Origin of the sequence: Hominisplanchenecus faecis (assembly GCF_020687205.1) — a bacterium.
GTDB classification, from domain to species: Bacteria; Bacillota; Clostridia; order Lachnospirales; family Lachnospiraceae; genus Hominisplanchenecus; species Hominisplanchenecus faecis.
In genome coordinates this window covers 20146-36745 of sequence record NZ_JAJEQE010000014.1, presented here as the reverse complement: position 1 = coordinate 36745, position 16600 = coordinate 20146, and the positions used below count along the sequence as shown (strand labels likewise).

The 16600-nt window shown below is 47.5% G+C and carries 12 protein-coding genes; 2 read left to right on the top strand and 10 right to left on the bottom strand.

Going from position 1 to position 16600, the window contains the following annotated elements:
* Window positions 1-118: 118 nt before the first annotated feature.
* The 4 genes from LKD42_RS06000 to ftsH form a co-directional block, all read right to left on the bottom strand.
* Complete coding sequence (locus tag LKD42_RS06000) at window positions 119-1051, bottom strand: ROK family glucokinase (protein ID WP_248835110.1); 933 nt, start codon at window positions 1049-1051, stop codon at window positions 119-121.
* A complete protein-coding gene (gene hprK, locus LKD42_RS05995) occupies window positions 1048-1998 on the bottom strand; it encodes an HPr(Ser) kinase/phosphatase (RefSeq protein WP_248835109.1) in 951 nt (316 codons plus the stop codon). Before hprK ends, LKD42_RS06000 begins: the two co-directional genes overlap by 4 nt.
* Before the next feature lie 226 nt (window positions 1999-2224).
* Entirely contained in the window at window positions 2225-4081 is a 1857-nt protein-coding gene (gene uvrC / locus LKD42_RS05990) for an excinuclease ABC subunit UvrC (RefSeq protein ID WP_248835108.1), read from the bottom strand.
* Between the two features lie 18 nt (window positions 4082-4099).
* Window positions 4100-6088, bottom strand: coding sequence for an ATP-dependent zinc metalloprotease FtsH (gene ftsH, locus LKD42_RS05985; protein ID WP_248835127.1), 1989 nt, complete (start codon window positions 6086-6088; stop codon window positions 4100-4102).
* A gap of 249 nt (window positions 6089-6337) precedes the next feature.
* On the opposite strand from ftsH, the gene LKD42_RS05980 reads away from it, so the two are divergent.
* Together LKD42_RS05980 and LKD42_RS05975 are read left to right on the top strand one after the other, a co-directional pair.
* Window positions 6338-7816 carry a DUF1846 domain-containing protein gene (locus LKD42_RS05980; RefSeq protein WP_147631928.1) on the top strand — a complete coding sequence of 493 codons (1479 nt, stop codon included), beginning with the start codon at window positions 6338-6340 and terminating at the stop codon, window positions 7814-7816.
* 145 nt (window positions 7817-7961) lie between these two features.
* Complete coding sequence (locus LKD42_RS05975; RefSeq protein WP_248835107.1) at window positions 7962-9572, top strand: CTP synthase; 1611 nt, start codon at window positions 7962-7964, stop codon at window positions 9570-9572.
* Window positions 9573-9746: 174 nt separating this feature from the next.
* On the opposite strand, the gene LKD42_RS05970 is transcribed toward LKD42_RS05975, so the two are convergent.
* The 6 genes from LKD42_RS05970 to LKD42_RS05945 form a co-directional block, all read right to left on the bottom strand.
* Window positions 9747-11087, bottom strand: coding sequence for a polysaccharide deacetylase family protein (locus LKD42_RS05970; RefSeq protein ID WP_248835106.1), 1341 nt, complete (start codon window positions 11085-11087; stop codon window positions 9747-9749).
* A gap of 6 nt (window positions 11088-11093) precedes the next feature.
* Window positions 11094-11321, bottom strand: coding sequence for an HPr family phosphocarrier protein (locus tag LKD42_RS05965; protein ID WP_147631926.1), 228 nt, complete (start codon window positions 11319-11321; stop codon window positions 11094-11096).
* A gap of 112 nt (window positions 11322-11433) precedes the next feature.
* The gene (locus LKD42_RS05960) at window positions 11434-11910 is read right to left on the bottom strand and encodes a COG2426 family protein (protein WP_022119537.1); all 477 of its coding nucleotides are present in this window, start codon (window positions 11908-11910) and stop codon (window positions 11434-11436) included.
* Window positions 11911-12108: 198 nt separating this feature from the next.
* Window positions 12109-14538 carry a transglutaminase TgpA family protein gene (locus tag LKD42_RS05955; RefSeq protein WP_248835105.1) on the bottom strand — a complete coding sequence of 810 codons (2430 nt, stop codon included), beginning with the start codon at window positions 14536-14538 and terminating at the stop codon, window positions 12109-12111.
* 9 nt (window positions 14539-14547) lie between these two features.
* Window positions 14548-15645, bottom strand: coding sequence for a DUF58 domain-containing protein (locus tag LKD42_RS05950; RefSeq protein ID WP_173866391.1), 1098 nt, complete (start codon window positions 15643-15645; stop codon window positions 14548-14550).
* A 9-nt stretch (window positions 15646-15654) separates the two neighbouring features.
* Entirely contained in the window at window positions 15655-16584 is a 930-nt protein-coding gene (locus LKD42_RS05945; protein WP_147631945.1) for an AAA family ATPase, read from the bottom strand.
* Between the last annotated feature and the right edge of the window lie 16 nt (window positions 16585-16600).

The window sequence follows — 16600 nt, the reverse complement described above, 5'->3', positions numbered from 1 at the left end:
AAAAAATTCCATGAGGATATTACTTAAATCAAGTAAATTCTCATGGAATTTTTATTTATCTCAGTCGGAGAAGACTCTCACTTCTGCAAGTATTGCGGTGCTGACTGCCATTGTTTTATTACAGCATCAGTTTTGCTGCACCGTAGATACCGGCATCATTGCCCAGTGTTGCCAGTGCAAATTTTACATCTTTGCAGGATGGAAATGCATATTTTTTGTAATATTTCTCGATATAATCAAAGAGTATCTTTCCGGCTTTGGAGACGCCGCCGCCGATTACAAATACCTGCGGATCTACCACACCTGCGATGTTTGCACATGCAAGACCGAGGTATCTGCCGAATTCTTCTGCGATTTCCTGTGCAACTGCATCGCCTGCTTTTACGGCATCAAAGACGCTTTTTGCACTGACTTCTCCGTCACGCAGAACGGAAGGGGTATCGCAGGATGCCAGCTTTTTGTTTGCCAGATATACGACACCTGTTGCAGATGCAACCTGTTCCAGACATCCGGTGTTGCCACAGTTGCAAGGTTTGTCAACGCTGTCGGTTACATGGATATGTCCGATCTCACCGCCGGCTCCGTTGCTTCCGGTTACGATCTTGCCATTGATGATGATGCCGCCGCCGACACCGGTTCCAAGTGTCACCATAACAACATTGTGATAGCCGACTGCTCCGCCTTTCCACATTTCGCCGAGTGCTGCCACGTTTGCATCGTTTCCGACGCGTACCGCAAGACCTGTCTTTTCGGAAAGCTCTTTGGAAAGTGGTACAAATCCCCAGTGCAGATTGACGGCTACCGGAACGTTGCCTTCTTCATCTGCCGGTCCCGGTACACCAACGCCTGCTCCAACGATCTCTTCTTTGTCCAGACCTTTTTCTGCGATCTTGGCATTCATCGTCTCTGCGATGTCTGCGATGATATTTTCGCCGTTGTTTTCGGTTCTTGTCTTAATTTCCCATTTATCCAGGACTTCTCCGTCTACATTAAAAAGTCCGCATTTTACGGTTGTTCCTCCGATATCGATTCCAAAACAATATTTTTTCATTTCTTCTGCTCCTCTTTTTTCTTTGCAAGTGACTTCTGAACACGGTTATAAAGCTCCTGAGCTGCATTATAACCCATCTTTTTCTGTCTGTGGTTGACAGCAGCAGACTCTACGATCACAGCCAGGCTTCGTCCCGGACGGATCGGAATGGAATGGCATACAACGCGGTTGCCGAGGAACTCGGTGTATTCTTCCTGAAGTCCGAGTCTGTCGTATTCTTTGTCCTTGTCCCACTCTTCCAATTTGATAACCAGGTCAATGGTCTGTGTATTTTTCACGCTCTCCACACCAAATAAGGTCTTGGCATCAATGATACCGATACCGCGAAGCTCGATAAAGTGGCGGGTGATATCCGGAGCACTTCCGACCAGGCTCGCATCGCTGACTTTGCGGATCTCTACGACGTCATCGGATACCAGACGATGGCCTCTCTTGATCAGCTCCAGAGCTGCCTCACTCTTACCGATGCCGCTCTCGCCCATGATCAGGACACCTTCGCCGTATACATCTACCAGCACGCCGTGGATAGAAATACAAGGAGCCAGCTCTACATTCAGCCAGCGGATGATCTCTGCCATAAACGGAGATGTATTTTTCTCTGTGGTAAAGACCGGAATACCGTTCTCTGTGGCGATACGCAGGATATCTTCATCCGGATCCGTTCTCGATGTAAAGATAATGCACGGAACCTTATGGGCACAGAACTGCTCATAGGCATGCACTCTCTGATTTCTCGTCATATGTTCCAGATAAGTAAATTCCACATAACCGACAATCTGTACACGCTCGGATGCGAAATGTTCGAAATATCCGGTCAGCTGCAGTGCCGGTCTGTTGATATCCGGTGTGGTCACCACGATCGATGAAATATCAACATCCGGTGTCAGATTCTTCAGTTCCATGCTTTTTGCAATTTTTGTCAATTCTACACTACTGTTACTGTTCATCTGTTTTTGTCCTTTCCTGTCAGTAAAGCGGACATTCACAATCCGCTTCGCTACTTGCTCATGAACGCACACAACATCGTCAAATCCATGCACGTTCCTTCGATTTCATGCTCTCATTCTATCACATCCGTACACATCATACAAGAAACAAAACAGATTCTGTAAAAAATTGTATACTGTTCACATGAAAATTCAAGAATGCCAGAGGCATTCTTGCTGCATACAATCATCTTTGTTCTTCTTTTTTCTTTTCATGGAAGAAAGCGTAGACTTTTCCTGCACTTAAGGCGGTCATTGAAGGCACTGCTGCCAGTTCCTCTTCGCTCGCCTCGCGGATCGCTTCCAGGGAGAGGAAATGACGCATCAGTGCCTTTCTTCTTGCCGGACCGATACCGTCAATGTCATCCAGAATCGAATGTACCTGATCTTTGCTTCGCAGGGAGCGGTGATACTCGATGGCAAAACGGTGGGCTTCATCCTGCACGCGGGTGATCAGTTTAAATCCCTCGCTGTCGCGGTCGATCGGGATCTCTACGTTATTATAATACAGGCCTCTGGTGCGGTGCCGGTCATCTTTTACCATACCGCAGACCGGGATGTTAAGATCCAGCTTTTCCAGAACGCCAAGTGCGATATTGACCTGACCGCGGCCGCCGTCCATCATGATCAAATCCGGCAGTTTTCCGAAACTGTCATACTCTTTTTTCTCAGGGTCACTCTCGTGTGTAAAACGTCTTGTCAGGACTTCTTCCATGCTTGCGTAGTCGTTTGGCCCCTGCACGGTTTTGATACGGAATTTGCGGTAATCGCTTCGTTTTGGTTTGCCGCGTTCAAAGACTGCCATGGATCCGACCGACTCAAAGCCACTGATATTGGAAATATCATAGGCTTCCACTCGTACCAGATCTGGCAGATCCAGCCAGCCGGCAATTTCTTTCATCGCCCCGATTGTGCGTCCTTCTTCTCGTTTGATACGATCTTTGTCCTGTCGCAGGACAATCTCTGCATTCTGCGTGGCAAGCTCAACCAGTTTTTCCCTGGTACCTTTTTTCGGTACTTTGATGTGCACCTTCTGCCCTTTTCGCTTTCCGAGCCACTCTTCTAAGACGGACTGATCTTCGATCTCACACGGGATCATGATCTCCCTTGGAATAAACGGCGTGCCGGAATAGAACTGCTTCATAAAACTGGAGATCACGATATTCTGCGAATCGTGCGGTGCGATCCGCAGGAAGAAATGGTCTCTGCCGATCAGCCTGCCCTGTCTGATAAAAAATACCTGGGCTACTGCGTCGCTGCCATCCATTTTCACGGCGATCACATCTTTGTCCTCGCCGTCGCTGCTTGTGATCTTCTGCTTCTGTGCGATCTGGCTGACGCTGTTTTTGAGGTCACGCCAGGCCGCTGCCTCCTCGTACTCCATACGCTCCGAGGCATCCAGCATCCGCTTTTCGAGCATTTTCAGGATTGGTCCGTAGTTTCCATTCAGAAAATCCATCGCTCCGTTTAAGGATCTGCGGTACTCTTCCTGACTGATATAGCCCTGACATGGTGCATCACACTGTTTGATGTGATAATTCAGGCAGGGACGCTCTTTTCCGATATCCTGCGGCAGTCTGCGATTACAGGTACGGACTTTGTAGATCTTACGGATCAGCTCGATCGTATCTTTGACTGCCCCGGCACTGGTGTAGGGTCCGTAATATTTATTTTTATCCTTTTTCATGCTCCTTGAAAACAAAATCCGAGGATATGCCTCCGATGTCGTTACTTTTATAAATGGATAAGTCTTATCATCCTTGAGCATCGTATTGTACTTCGGGCGGTGTTCCTTGATCAGATTGCACTCCAGAACCAGTGCCTCCAGCTCGGAATCCGTCACGATATATTCAAATCTGGCGATCCTTGTGACCATCTGCTCGATTTTGGCACCTTTATTGCGGCTGGTCTGAAAATACTGCCGCACCCTGTTCTTCAGGCTGATCGCCTTGCCCACATAAATAATGGCATCTCTGTCATCATGCATAATATAAACTCCCGGCTTAGCCGGGAGCTTTTTTAATTCTTCCTGAATATCAAACATCTGCTTTTACATCCTCACTTACTCGGTTGCGGTGTCTGCTGTGTTCTCTTTTGAAAGATTTACTTTTGTGCTATTTTCTTCGGTCTGTATTTCGCTGTTTTTCTGTGCTTCTTCTGCCTGTACTTTACGCAGGATCTCCATAAATTCCTTTCCGGTGATCGTCTCTTTCTCGATCAGGAAAGCGGCGATGTGATCCAGAATGCTGCGGTTTGCCGTAAGCATGTCTTTTGCTTCCTTATATGCCTTTTTGAGCATAGCAGTGATCTCTTTATCGACCTCGGCCTGTGTCACCTCACTGCAGTCCAGAACCGTCTGATTATCGAGGTACTGGTTTGCCGCACGCTCCAGACCGGTCAGTCCGAATTTCTCAGACATACCGTAGCGTGTGATCATTGAGCGGGCAATGGAAGTTGCTTTCTCGATATCATTGGATGCTCCGGTTGTCACTGAACCAAATACGATCTCCTCTGCTGCACGGCCGCCGGTAAATTCTACCAGTCTCGCCCACAGTTCTTCTTTTGTATAGAGGCATTTCTCCTCTTCCGGAATGTTCATGACATAGCCGAGTGCTCCGGATGTACGCGGCACGATCGTGATTTTCTGTACCGGCTCTGCATCTTTTTGCAGTGCACTGACCAGTGCGTGTCCGACTTCATGATAGGAAACGATCTCCCGCTCTTTTTTGCTCAGGATCTTGTTTTTCTTTTCTTTTCCCATTTCAACCAGCTCGACTGCTTCTGATAAATCTGCCTGAGATACGGCACTTCTTCCTGCTTTTACAGCAAGGATGGCTGCTTCATTGACCATATTTGCTAGGTCTGATCCGACAGCTCCGGCTGTTGCCAGGGCGATTTCTTTGAAATTGACCGTCTCATCAAGATTAACGTTCTTTGCGTGTACACGCAGAATATCTTCTCTTCCTTTGAGATCCGGGCGGTCTACGATCACTCGGCGGTCAAAACGTCCCGGACGCAGAAGTGCAGAGTCCAGAACTTCCGGACGGTTCGTTGCTGCAAGGATCAGCACACCTTTGGAGGAATCAAAACCATCCATCTCCGCAAGCAGCTGGTTCAGTGTCTGCTCACGCTCGTCGTTTCCGCCGCCATAACGGCTGTCACGGCTCTTACCGATCGCATCGATCTCATCGATAAAAATGATACACGGTGCACTCTTTTTGGCCTCTTCAAACAGGTCTCGCACACGCGATGCACCGACACCGACAAACATTTCCACGAAATCGGAACCGGAAATGGAGAAGAACGGCACGTGTGCCTCTCCTGCGACTGCCTTTGCCAGCAGTGTCTTACCGGTACCCGGAGGGCCGACAAGCAGTGCTCCTTTCGGCAGCTTCGCTCCGATCTTCACGTATTTCTGCGGATCTTCGAGAAATCCTACGACTTCCTGAAGCGATTCTTTTGCTTCATCCTGTCCGGCAACATCCTGGAAGGTCACACCGGTTTCCTTCTCGCCGTAAACTTTTGCCTTGCTCTTGCCGACACCCATGACTCCGCCGCCTGATCCCATACGACGCATGAAAAAGTAGAAAATAAATCCGATCATAACCAGCGGCAGAACATTTGCCACGATATTTAAGATCAGGTAAGAAGAATTGTCCGGTACGGTTTTGCTACACTGTACACCTGCCTTGAGCAGTCGGTCTGTCAGTGTCGGATCGTCCATGATACCGGTATAACAGGTGATCTTCACACCCGGTATTGGCTGATTTTTCAGGTTGATGTCGATTCGGTTGGAACCGATCTCTACAGATTCGACCTCTCCACGGTCAACCATGTTAATAAACTGATTATAGCTGATCTTACGCTCGGTTGTATCTTTTACCATACTGGTAACGATATTCGTGGCAAGCATCACAATCAAAGTAATCACCAGAAAAACCAGAATGCTTTTGCCGCCGCCTTGCTTTTTCCCATTGTTCTTATTGCGACCATTGTCCGGCTGTTTTTGTCCACCCGGTCCCTGTGGTCTGCCAGGACCGCCGCCCTGCATCTGATTGTTGTCCATTTTTGTCCTCCTCATATGCAAACTCCAACTTATCCCATTATAAGTACAGTTTCAGAAGAAATCAATATATAGATTGTGAAAAAAAGCTCACAATTATGAATCTTTTCTAAAAAAACGGTAGCCGAACGGGTATGATTTATTGTATACTAGTGCAAGAGTTACTTTGTAACAAGGAAATGCACGCCGGTTCTTGCGTGCATCCGACTTGAATTTTTAGGAAAGGTTCTTAATCATATGAAAAAAGGATTTGACAACGAAAAATATCTTGCTACACAGTCTCGCTGTATCCGCGAGCGTATTGACAAATTCGGAGACAAACTTTATCTGGAATTTGGCGGAAAGTTATTTGATGACTACCACGCTTCCCGTGTACTGCCGGGATTTGAGCCGGATTCCAAGCTTCAGCTTCTGATGCAGCTGTCCGAGCACGCAGAGATCGTCATCGTCATCAGTGCGGTGGATATTGAAAAAAATAAAATCCGCGGCGACCTCGGCATCACTTACGATACCGATGTACTGCGTCTGATCGACTCTTTCGAAGAACGTGGACTTTTTGTCGGAAGTGTCGTTATCACAAAATACTCCGGACAGACCAGTGCAGACCTGTTTAAACAACGTCTGATCAAACTCGGCATCAAGGTTTACACCCTCTATATGATTCCGGGTTATCCGAATAATGTTTCTCATATCGTAAGTGATGAGGGATTCGGTAAAAATGACTACATCGAAACTTCCCGCCCTCTGGTCGTGATCACTGCCCCTGGTCCTGGAAGCGGAAAGATGGCTACCTGCTTATCTCAGCTTTATCAGGAGCATCGCAGAGGTATCCGTGCCGGATATGCGAAATTCGAGACTTTCCCGATCTGGAACATTCCGCTGAAACATCCGATCAACCTGGCATATGAGGCAGCAACGGCTGACCTGAACGATGTCAACATGATTGATCCGTTCCATCTGGAAGCTTATGGATTTACCACGGTAAACTACAACCGTGATGTGGAAATCTTCCCGGTTTTAAAAGCAATGTTTGAAAAGATCTACGGCGAAAGCCCTTATCAGTCTCCGACTGACATGGGCGTCAACATGGCCGGGAACTGCATCTGCGATGATGCACTCTGCCAGGAAGCTTCCCGCCAGGAGATCATCCGCCGCTACTTCAACGCACTGAACGGACTTCTGACCGGACGCAATCAGGAAGAGGAAGTTTATAAGATCGAGCTGATCATGAACCAGGCCGGCGTTACTGCAACCGACCGCAAGGTTGTTCCGGCTGCAAGACGTGTCGCAGAACTGACCGGTGCTCCGGCTGCTGCTATAGAACTGCCGGACGGCAGGATCATCACCGGAAAGACTTCTGACCTGCTCGGTGCCGCTTCTGCGGTTCTGTTAAATGCCTTAAAAGAGCTTGCCGGCATTGACCACGAGAAAAATATCATTGCACCGGAATCTCTGGAGCCGATCCAGCGTCTGAAAACTGCTTACCTCGGAAGCCGCAATCCGAGACTGCATACCGATGAGGTCCTGATCGCCCTGTCCATCAGTGCCGCCGCTCATGAAGATGCTGCTCTGGCTATGAAACAGCTGCCGAAACTTGCCGAATGCCAGGCACATACTTCTGTTATGCTCTCCCCGGTGGATATCAAAAAGCTGAAACAGCTCGGTATCCAGTTCACGATGGAAGCAAAATATGAGAACAACAAAAACTATCACTAAAATTTCTTTGTACTTTTTTGAAAAATCCAGTATGATTTACTGGATTTTTTTCTTTGCATAGTGTATAATCTTTTCCGTATTTTTTTTAGGAACTTAATATCTGGTCAAAAAAAATGCGTGTTTTGTGCACAGAACGGAGGAAATTATGTCAGTAAAATATGTATTTGTAACAGGAGGTGTTGTTTCCGGACTGGGAAAGGGTATCACAGCCGCATCCCTCGGACGACTTCTGAAAGCACGTGGCTACAAAGTAACGATGCAGAAATTCGATCCTTATATCAATATCGACCCGGGAACGATGAATCCGATCCAGCATGGTGAGGTATTTGTAACCGACGACGGTGCTGAGACAGACCTGGACCTTGGACATTATGAGCGTTTTATCGACGAAAGTCTGACGAAAAATTCCAATGTCACAACCGGTAAGATTTACTGGTCCGTTCTGCAGAAAGAACGCCGCGGAGATTTCGGCGGTGGAACGGTACAGGTCATCCCTCATATCACCAATGAGATCAAGAGCCGTTTCCATCGCGATTTTACATCAGACGAAACCAGCATTGCGATCATTGAAGTTGGCGGTACGGTCGGCGATATCGAAAGTCAGCCGTTCCTGGAATCCATCCGTCAGTTCCAGCACGATGTCGGACATGAAAATGCGATCCTGATCCACGTTACTCTGATCCCTTACCTGCGTGCCTCAGGTGAAATGAAAACCAAGCCGACACAGGCCAGCGTAAAGGAGCTCCAGGGTATGGGAATTCAGCCGGATGTGATCGTGTGCCGTTCCGAGCTGCCGCTTGACAATAGCATCAAGGACAAGATCGCACTGTTCTGTAACGTGCCAAGTGACCATGTTCTGCAGAATCTTGATGTGGAATATCTCTACGAAGCACCGCTTGCCATGGAAAAAGAACATCTGGCACAGGTTGTCTGCGACTGCCTGAAGCTTGACTGCCCGGAGCCAGATCTGGAAGACTGGAAAGCTATGGTAAATGCTCTGCGTCATCCGACAAAAGAAGTAAATATCGCTCTGGTAGGCAAATATATCCAGCTGCACGATGCTTACATCAGTGTTGTGGAGGCTCTGAAACACGGCGGTATCGCACAGCATGCGACTGTAAATATCAAGTGGGTGGATTCCGAACTGCTCAACAACAGTAACGTCGAAGAAGTACTCTGTGATATGGATGGCATCCTGGTCCCTGGCGGTTTCGGTGACCGTGGCATCGAAGGCAAGATCACGGCAATCGAATTTGCCCGTATCCGCAAGATCCCATTCCTTGGGCTCTGCCTTGGCATGCAGTTATCGGTTGTTGAATTCGCCCGCCATGTGGTTGGCTACAATGACGCACACAGCATCGAACTGGATCCTAAGACTACCCATCCGGTCATTGCACTTCTGCCGGAGCAGGACGGCATCGAGGATATCGGCGGTACCTTAAGACTTGGTTCTTATCCTTGTGTACTGGATAAATCTTCCCTGGCTTATAAGCTTTACGGTGAAGAAACGATCCATGAACGTCATCGTCATCGTTATGAATTTAACAACGATTACCGCAAAGTGCTCACAGAAAACGGCATGATGCTCTCCGGTATTTCTCCGGATGGACGTATCGTGGAAATGGTAGAACTTCCGGATCACCCGTTCTTCATCGGAACACAGGCTCATCCGGAACTGAAGTCCCGCCCGAACCGTCCGCATCCGCTGTTCCGTGGATTCGTAGAAGCCGCTGTCGCAAAACACGAAGCAGAATAGATATGATGCCAGGGATTGTGGGAGTGCGACGCACGGAACAATCCGCAGGCATCATAAATCTCACATCACAAAGTAACGAAAAGCTGGGGTATATCTTTCGATTATACTCCAGCTTTATTTCATATCAAGCGGATATTCGCAATCCGCTTTGCTACTTGGATCCGTAAAATCCACTCAGCGGTAAAAGGCATTGTACACGCCTCCGCTGTACATAGCCACACTGCGGTATTTTGCCAGTTCACTGACCGTAACTAACTGATAACCGGATGCGATCAGTTTCGGGATCAGCACTTCTGCTGCATCCACAGACGGGCTGTGGATATCGTGCATCAGGATGATCGAACCGTCTTTCACTTCATTCATAACCACATTTATCGTATTCTTGGCGTTTCTTGTCTTCCAGTCCAGGGTATCAATGCTCCACAGGATCAGCGGTGCTCCCGCATTGATCTGCACATTGCTGTTGTAGGCTCCATACGGCGGACGCACCAGCGTCGCATTGTGGCCGGTGAGTGCACGGATCTGAGCATTTGTGCTGCTGATCTCACTCTGTATGGAACTGCCGTTTAAAGATGAAAGGCTTGCATGATCCCAGGTGTGATTTCCGATCTCGCATCCCTGCTTCGCCATCTGCTGTATCGTATCCGGATAATTTGCGATACTCGTCCCAACCAGGAAGAAAGTCGCTGCTGCCCGGTTGTTCTTCAGGCATTTTAACAGACGGTCGGTATAAGGTCCCGGACCATCGTCAAACGTCAGTGCCACCATCTTTCCTTTCGGGTTGATCAGCCGCTCTTTGATCTTTTTGTCCTTATGATAAACACCTTTTTTGTCAAAATAATAAGCTTTGTTGCCAATGTAACGGCTCTTTGTCACTTTGACGCCTTTTTCATCGATATAGTACTTTTTGCCTTTTACTTTGACCCAGCTGCTTACCAGCCGCTTTCCTTTTGCATCTACATAGGCATAACCGGTCTTTGTCCTGATCCAGGACGCTTTCTTCATGGAACCGTTTTTGCCGAAATAGTACCAGTGCTTTCTGATCTTCTGCCATCCGGTGACCATCGCTCCCTTTTTGCCAAGATAGTACGTCTTTCCATTGCGATAGCGGAACAGCCCCTGGCGGCGGAAACCGTTTTTATCAAAATAATAATATCTGCCTTTTATGTTTGCCCAGGTCTTTGTTGCATAAGTCTTATCCTGTAAAAGAAACCGAATCTTCCCGTGCTGTTTTACCCATTTTCCAGAAAGCTTCGGTGCTTTTTTAACATTTTTCAGAGGAAGTGTCTCACTTTGGCCGGTCGTTTCGGACTGCTGTGTAGTCTCAGGCTGCCTCTGCATCTCGGACTCCTGCGGCGTTTCACTTTGCCGCACGGTCTCAGACTCCTGTACACTTCCTGCCTGATCTGCAATCTCTGCCGCATTTGCTCTCTGTATCCCCCCGGCTCCTGCGGCGAACATGGCTGCTGCCATGCCAAAAGCGACTGCATATCTTTGTATTGCTTTTTTTAACATCTGCAATTACTGGATAAAAGCTTTGAACTTTTCGTCAATCAAAGCTTCATCGTTTGTATTTGCACACAGCTCTAATGGTTTTTCCATGTCCAGACTGAAAATGCCCATGATGGATTTTGCATCTACCAGGTATTTGCCCTGTGCCAGATCTACATCAAAATCCATATGTCCGCAGATTCTGTTGAACTCCTGAACATTTGCTACATTGCCAAGTACGATATTTCTTTTTACCATAACAATTCTCCTTTCCCGGTATCAGATACCACGCTTTATTGAAAGGAAACTATCTGTTTCCCTTATCTCTTAGCATACCATTATCTGAAAATAAGGTCAACCATAAAAAACCTTACACTGCAAACAATGCACTGACTGCCCCGAGCAGTCCTGCGGATGCAAGTCCCATGATGATGCCGGCGAGCATAACGCCGAGCATGACTGCGATGATACTGGACTTAAAATCCATATCCAGAAAGCTTGCCGCAAGTGTTCCTGTCCATGCTCCGGTTCCCGGAAGCGGAATACCTACGAACAGCAGCAGTGCCACAAACAGGCCTTTTCCTGCTGTTGCCTGAAGTTTCTTTCCGCCTTTTTCACCTTTCTCGATACAGTAGGTGAAGAACTTTCCGATCACCGGTTTGTCGGCTCCCCAGAGCAGTACTTTTCTGGCAAACAGATAAATGAACGGCACCGGAAGCATATTTCCGAGGATTGCTATGATGTAGGACGGCACATACGGCAGTCCCTGGGCTATGGCATATGGAATCGCTCCTCGAAGTTCGATCAGTGGAACCATTGATATGAAAAATACAATAATATAAGACATACGTTATCCTTTCCTGTTTCTGTATCATTCAGCAGTCCATTTGGCTGATCATGATACCCCTTTTATGGATGCCGGACGGCACCGATTTCTGGTCACAATATTCGTATGATAAGCTGATTTGCCGGAAATGTCAAGCAATTACCGGCTCTGCTTATCCTTTTGTGCCCCTGTGATCTGCCGGAGATCCTGTCCGGTGTTTCAGGAGAGGACTTTCAGCTGCATCTTCCATTTCTGAAACAGATTCTTTTCATTTAATATCTGTTTTTGGGTACTCATAAGAAATGCCCGGACTTCTTCTGCCTGTTTTTCTTCCATGGCATGGCTGCTGTATGCGGCTTTTTCTGCCAGTCTTGTCACTTTCCGATACTGATCTGCCATCTCGGAGCTATACTTTCTGCTCAGTTCTTCGCAGATCTGATATCTGGAGCCTCCCTTTATCCGGACTCCGTCGTACATAAGCCAGCACCTTAGCTGTGCATAACAGCTTCGGATCGCCTGTGAGGCATCTTTCGAATACATCGCCCGATTCTTTTCTTTCCATTTTTTGCGGTATTTTAAAATCTGATAAGCGATCCACAGGATCAGTGCCAGTATCAGCAAAAGGATCACAACGATCAGAATTTTCCGGACCGGCAGCTGTTTTCTGCCTTTCCTGGTTTCCGGCTTTGTCTGCTCTTCATCTTTGATCTGTTCTGCTGTGTCCGTCTGCTCAGAAGCTCCCTGATTTTGTGCTCCCTGCCAGGAAACCGTCTCGAAATCCGGGCGTTCCATCTTATCGAGATACGGCGGCGTCACTTCCATCGGGATCCATCCGATGCCGTCCTGATAGATTTCCACCCATGCATGGGCCTCTTTTCCAGTCACATAGATCGTTCCGTCATCCTGAGCATTTTCTGCCATCTCCGGCGTGACCAGATAACCCTCGACATAGCGTGCCGGGATTCCGAAGCAGCGGTACATCAGAACAGCCGCCGATGCATAATGCACGGAATAGCCTTTCTTCTCCGTCATCAGAAAATCGGTCACAAAATTTCCGGTCTTTGCATCTGTTTTCTGATCTTCTCCGGATGCATCTGTATTCTTCGGATCGATCTCTTCTGTATAAGTGATGTTCTCATTTAAATATCCGGTAATCCTGGTATTTGCCTCTTCATAGGAAATATGAGACGTAACATTTTCGCTGTCTTTCTCATCCGAATCAGAAGCAAGCACTTTTGTAAGCATCTGTTTCAGAGAATCCGGTACCTGCAGATACTGGTCATATACATATGCATTGTAGCTGTTTTCGCATTTTTTGTATTCTGCAAATGCCTCCGTATCCTGATCCTGATAATATACGGATGCGATCTGCGGATACTTTCTGATCAGATTGCTGTGTACCGGAAACGAAATCGTCTTTTGCGGCCGGAATCCTTCCGGGATCAGGCGGTCATCTCCAAAACTTCGGACATTTTCCAGCGTATCCGGAAGCGTACTCAGCTCATACGGCACATAAGCATATTTCCGGCTCGCACCAATGGTCGTGACCGTCATATTTCCGGTGTCATCGTCTGCAGGATTTTCCAGCTGATAAAGAGCGGTAAGCTGCTGAAGCCCGGAAACGTTTTCTTTGTGAAGCCAGTAAAACAGATCTTTTTTATCATAAATTTCATCTGCATCCTGTTGTTTCCAGCCGTCTTCTGTGTAAATACTGCCGACAAATCCACGAAGATAGAGAGAATCCGGATGTTCCATGGTCACTTTCAGAGCGGCTTCATCGGTCAGTTTCAGGTTTCCAAGCCTCCGGAACTGTCCTTCCGGCAGGGAATCCACCGTCTTTTTCCCATAACGGATCTGTTCTGCAAATTTCTGTACTTTCTGCGAGAACGGATTGTCTGGCGAAAAACTCGAAGCTTTTCCCCGAAGCATGAAAAATCCGGCTGCCGTCACTGCCGCAAATAACACAAGTAGCATCACATCTGTCTGTAACTGTGCCAGACCTTTTTCTTTTTTCCGAAAGGCAACAAGGCAGAGAAAACCTACATAGATCAGAAGCACCGGAAAAAGAACTGCTTCTTTCTGCCAGATCAGAAGCAGAACTCCCGGAATAAGGCTGACGAGAATCATTCCGATGCAGCTTTTGCTGACCCTTAAAAATTCCAGAAGAGCTGCCAGAACCATGCCTGCTGTCACATAAAAAACGGCTGTGACAAATGGCTGCAAAGGTTCGGAAATCGTAAGTGCATAATCCGGCTCAAAGGTTCGCATATTTCTCCCGATCGTCTCAAGCAGCCCGTTTCCGGCGATCAGTGCTCCCTGAAAGATCCAGCCCTTTCGGATCGTAAAGCTGATCAGAAAACAAAGAATTGCCGCTGCCAGAATTTCATGCACGATTTTCCGTATGAATTTCTTTTCTTTTTGTCCATTTACAAGAACGGCCATCACAAGTAGAATCGCTCCCACACTGCCAGAAAGAGTCATCGTCAGAGATGCCCTGCAAAACTGCATCACCATAAGATACCATCCGACATAAATGCAGAAACAGGCAAGTGCTTCTCCGACATTTTCTTTCTGGTTTTCCGACTTCTCTGCAACCTGAACGTACAGTTCTGTTTCTTGCTTTTTTTGAATTTTTCTGTGTTTCTTCATGTTTCACTCCTAAATCAGCAGGATACCGACATCTTCTCCTGGCCGTACGGTCTGGAAACTGCACTGCCATGCAAAGAGATCTGCCAGATTTCCCGGATCTTCTGCGGTAAAATAGAGAATATGTCCAAATGGCTGTTCCTGATATTTCTGTGCATATTCCTGCAAGCCTGTGAATGTTTTTTCTTTTCTCTCCAGTGAAAGTAAGCCGTGTATGATCTGGGCAAGGTTATCTGCGGAGTCGATTTCTTCCATACAAAGCTGCTCTTTTTTCTGATCGTACCAGCCGATCTTGTGATGCATCCCTTTCTCCGTCAGATTTTCGGAAACGGAGATCAATTTTTCCATCAGTTCTGCCTGATCTGAAGTTCTGCTATCCCCGGTCAGTTTTGCTGTCTCAAAAAACAGAAGCACTGCATTTTCTACCGGAAGTCCCGGTTCCTTCACATAAAGTTCTCCCAGTTTCTGTGAGATTTTCCAGTGAATCATCTTCGTGCTGTCACCTGGCTGGTATTCCCGGATCCCGAAGGTTTCTCCCGGATCGTCCCCTTTTTTCTGTTCGGAATATTGTATGCTTTCCCAGTCGGTCGTAAAACTATCCCCGACCTGTACTTCCACCGTTTTCATTTCCGGAAGCACGATCATGGTATCGCTGATGTTAAGCTTCTGCTCGGTCAAAAACAGTCCCAGCATATCACTGACCAGAAGTTTCTGCACGGATATTCTGATGGCCCCGCAGCAGTTGCTGCAAACACTCCATTTCGTTTCTGTCTTTTCTTTCCCCGCTGCCATACTGTCAAGATGGCAGATTTCTTTCTCTCCGGTCAGCAGATTTTGAAACAGAAGTTCTGCCCTTAAGCGTCCTGCCGGCAGCAGGCTGTGGTTTTCAAAGATCAGTTTCCCGTAAACCTGCTGTTCTTTTTCTGCCATGTCCGGCACTTCAAAATAGCAGGTTACTTTATTTTTCATGGCAATCGAAAGAAAAAAGCAGAAAAAGCAGAGCAGAACGGTTGCCACAGCTGCAATTCCTATGGTGATGCTCGCACTTACCAGATATGCAACCACCAGAAACAGCATCCAGATGCCGGCAAGGATTCTGGATTTTTTCATGTTCTCCTCCTATCTGATCTCCGGAATGGAAACCTGATGTGTGATCTGCTCCATGATCTCTTCTGCCTGGATACCCGCAACTTTGGCACGCGGATGCAGGATCACGCGGTGTGCACATACCTTTGCAAATACGCGAAGGACATCATCCGGGATCACATAATCACGCCCGTTTATGTAAGCGGATGCTTTTGCCATGTTGTTGAGGGCCAGTGCTCCTCGCGGGCTGACGCCGAGCTGGATCTTGTCGTTCTGTCTGGTCGCTTCTACAAGCAGTGTGATGTATCTGAGGATATCATCTGCCACTTCTACCTCTTTTACTTCCTGCTGAAGCTGCTGTACTTCTTCTCGGGATGAGATCATCTGAAGCAAATCCAGCGGCTGCTCCGTCTGACGATCCCGCAGGATATTGATCTGGCTTTCAAAGTCCGGATAACCCATGGAGAGTTTGACCATAAAACGATCCATCTGAGACTGCGGGAGCATCTGTGTTCCGGCAGAACCGAACGGATTCTGTGTGGCAATTACAGTGAATGGCTTCGGGATTTCATAGGTTTTTCCATCTACCGTGGCATTTCCTTCTTCCATTACTTCAAGCAGGGCTGCCTGTGTCTTGCTGGAAGTACGGTTAATCTCATCTGCCAGAAGCAGGTTGCACATGACTGCCCCCGGTTTGTACTGAAACTCTCCACTCTGCCTGTCGTACAGGGAGAATCCGACCACATCGGAAGGGGTAACATCCGGCGTAAACTGAATTCGGTGATAGTCCACGCCCATGACTTTTGCAAAGCTCAGTGCCAGCGTTGTCTTTCCGACTCCCGGAATATCTTCCAGAAGCACATGGCCTTTCGCCAGGATTGTCATCAGCACCTGTTCGATCACTTCTCTTTTTCCAATGATTACTTTTTCAATCTCGTTTATCATTGCTTCTGTTTTTCTCATATGTCCTCTCTTTCTC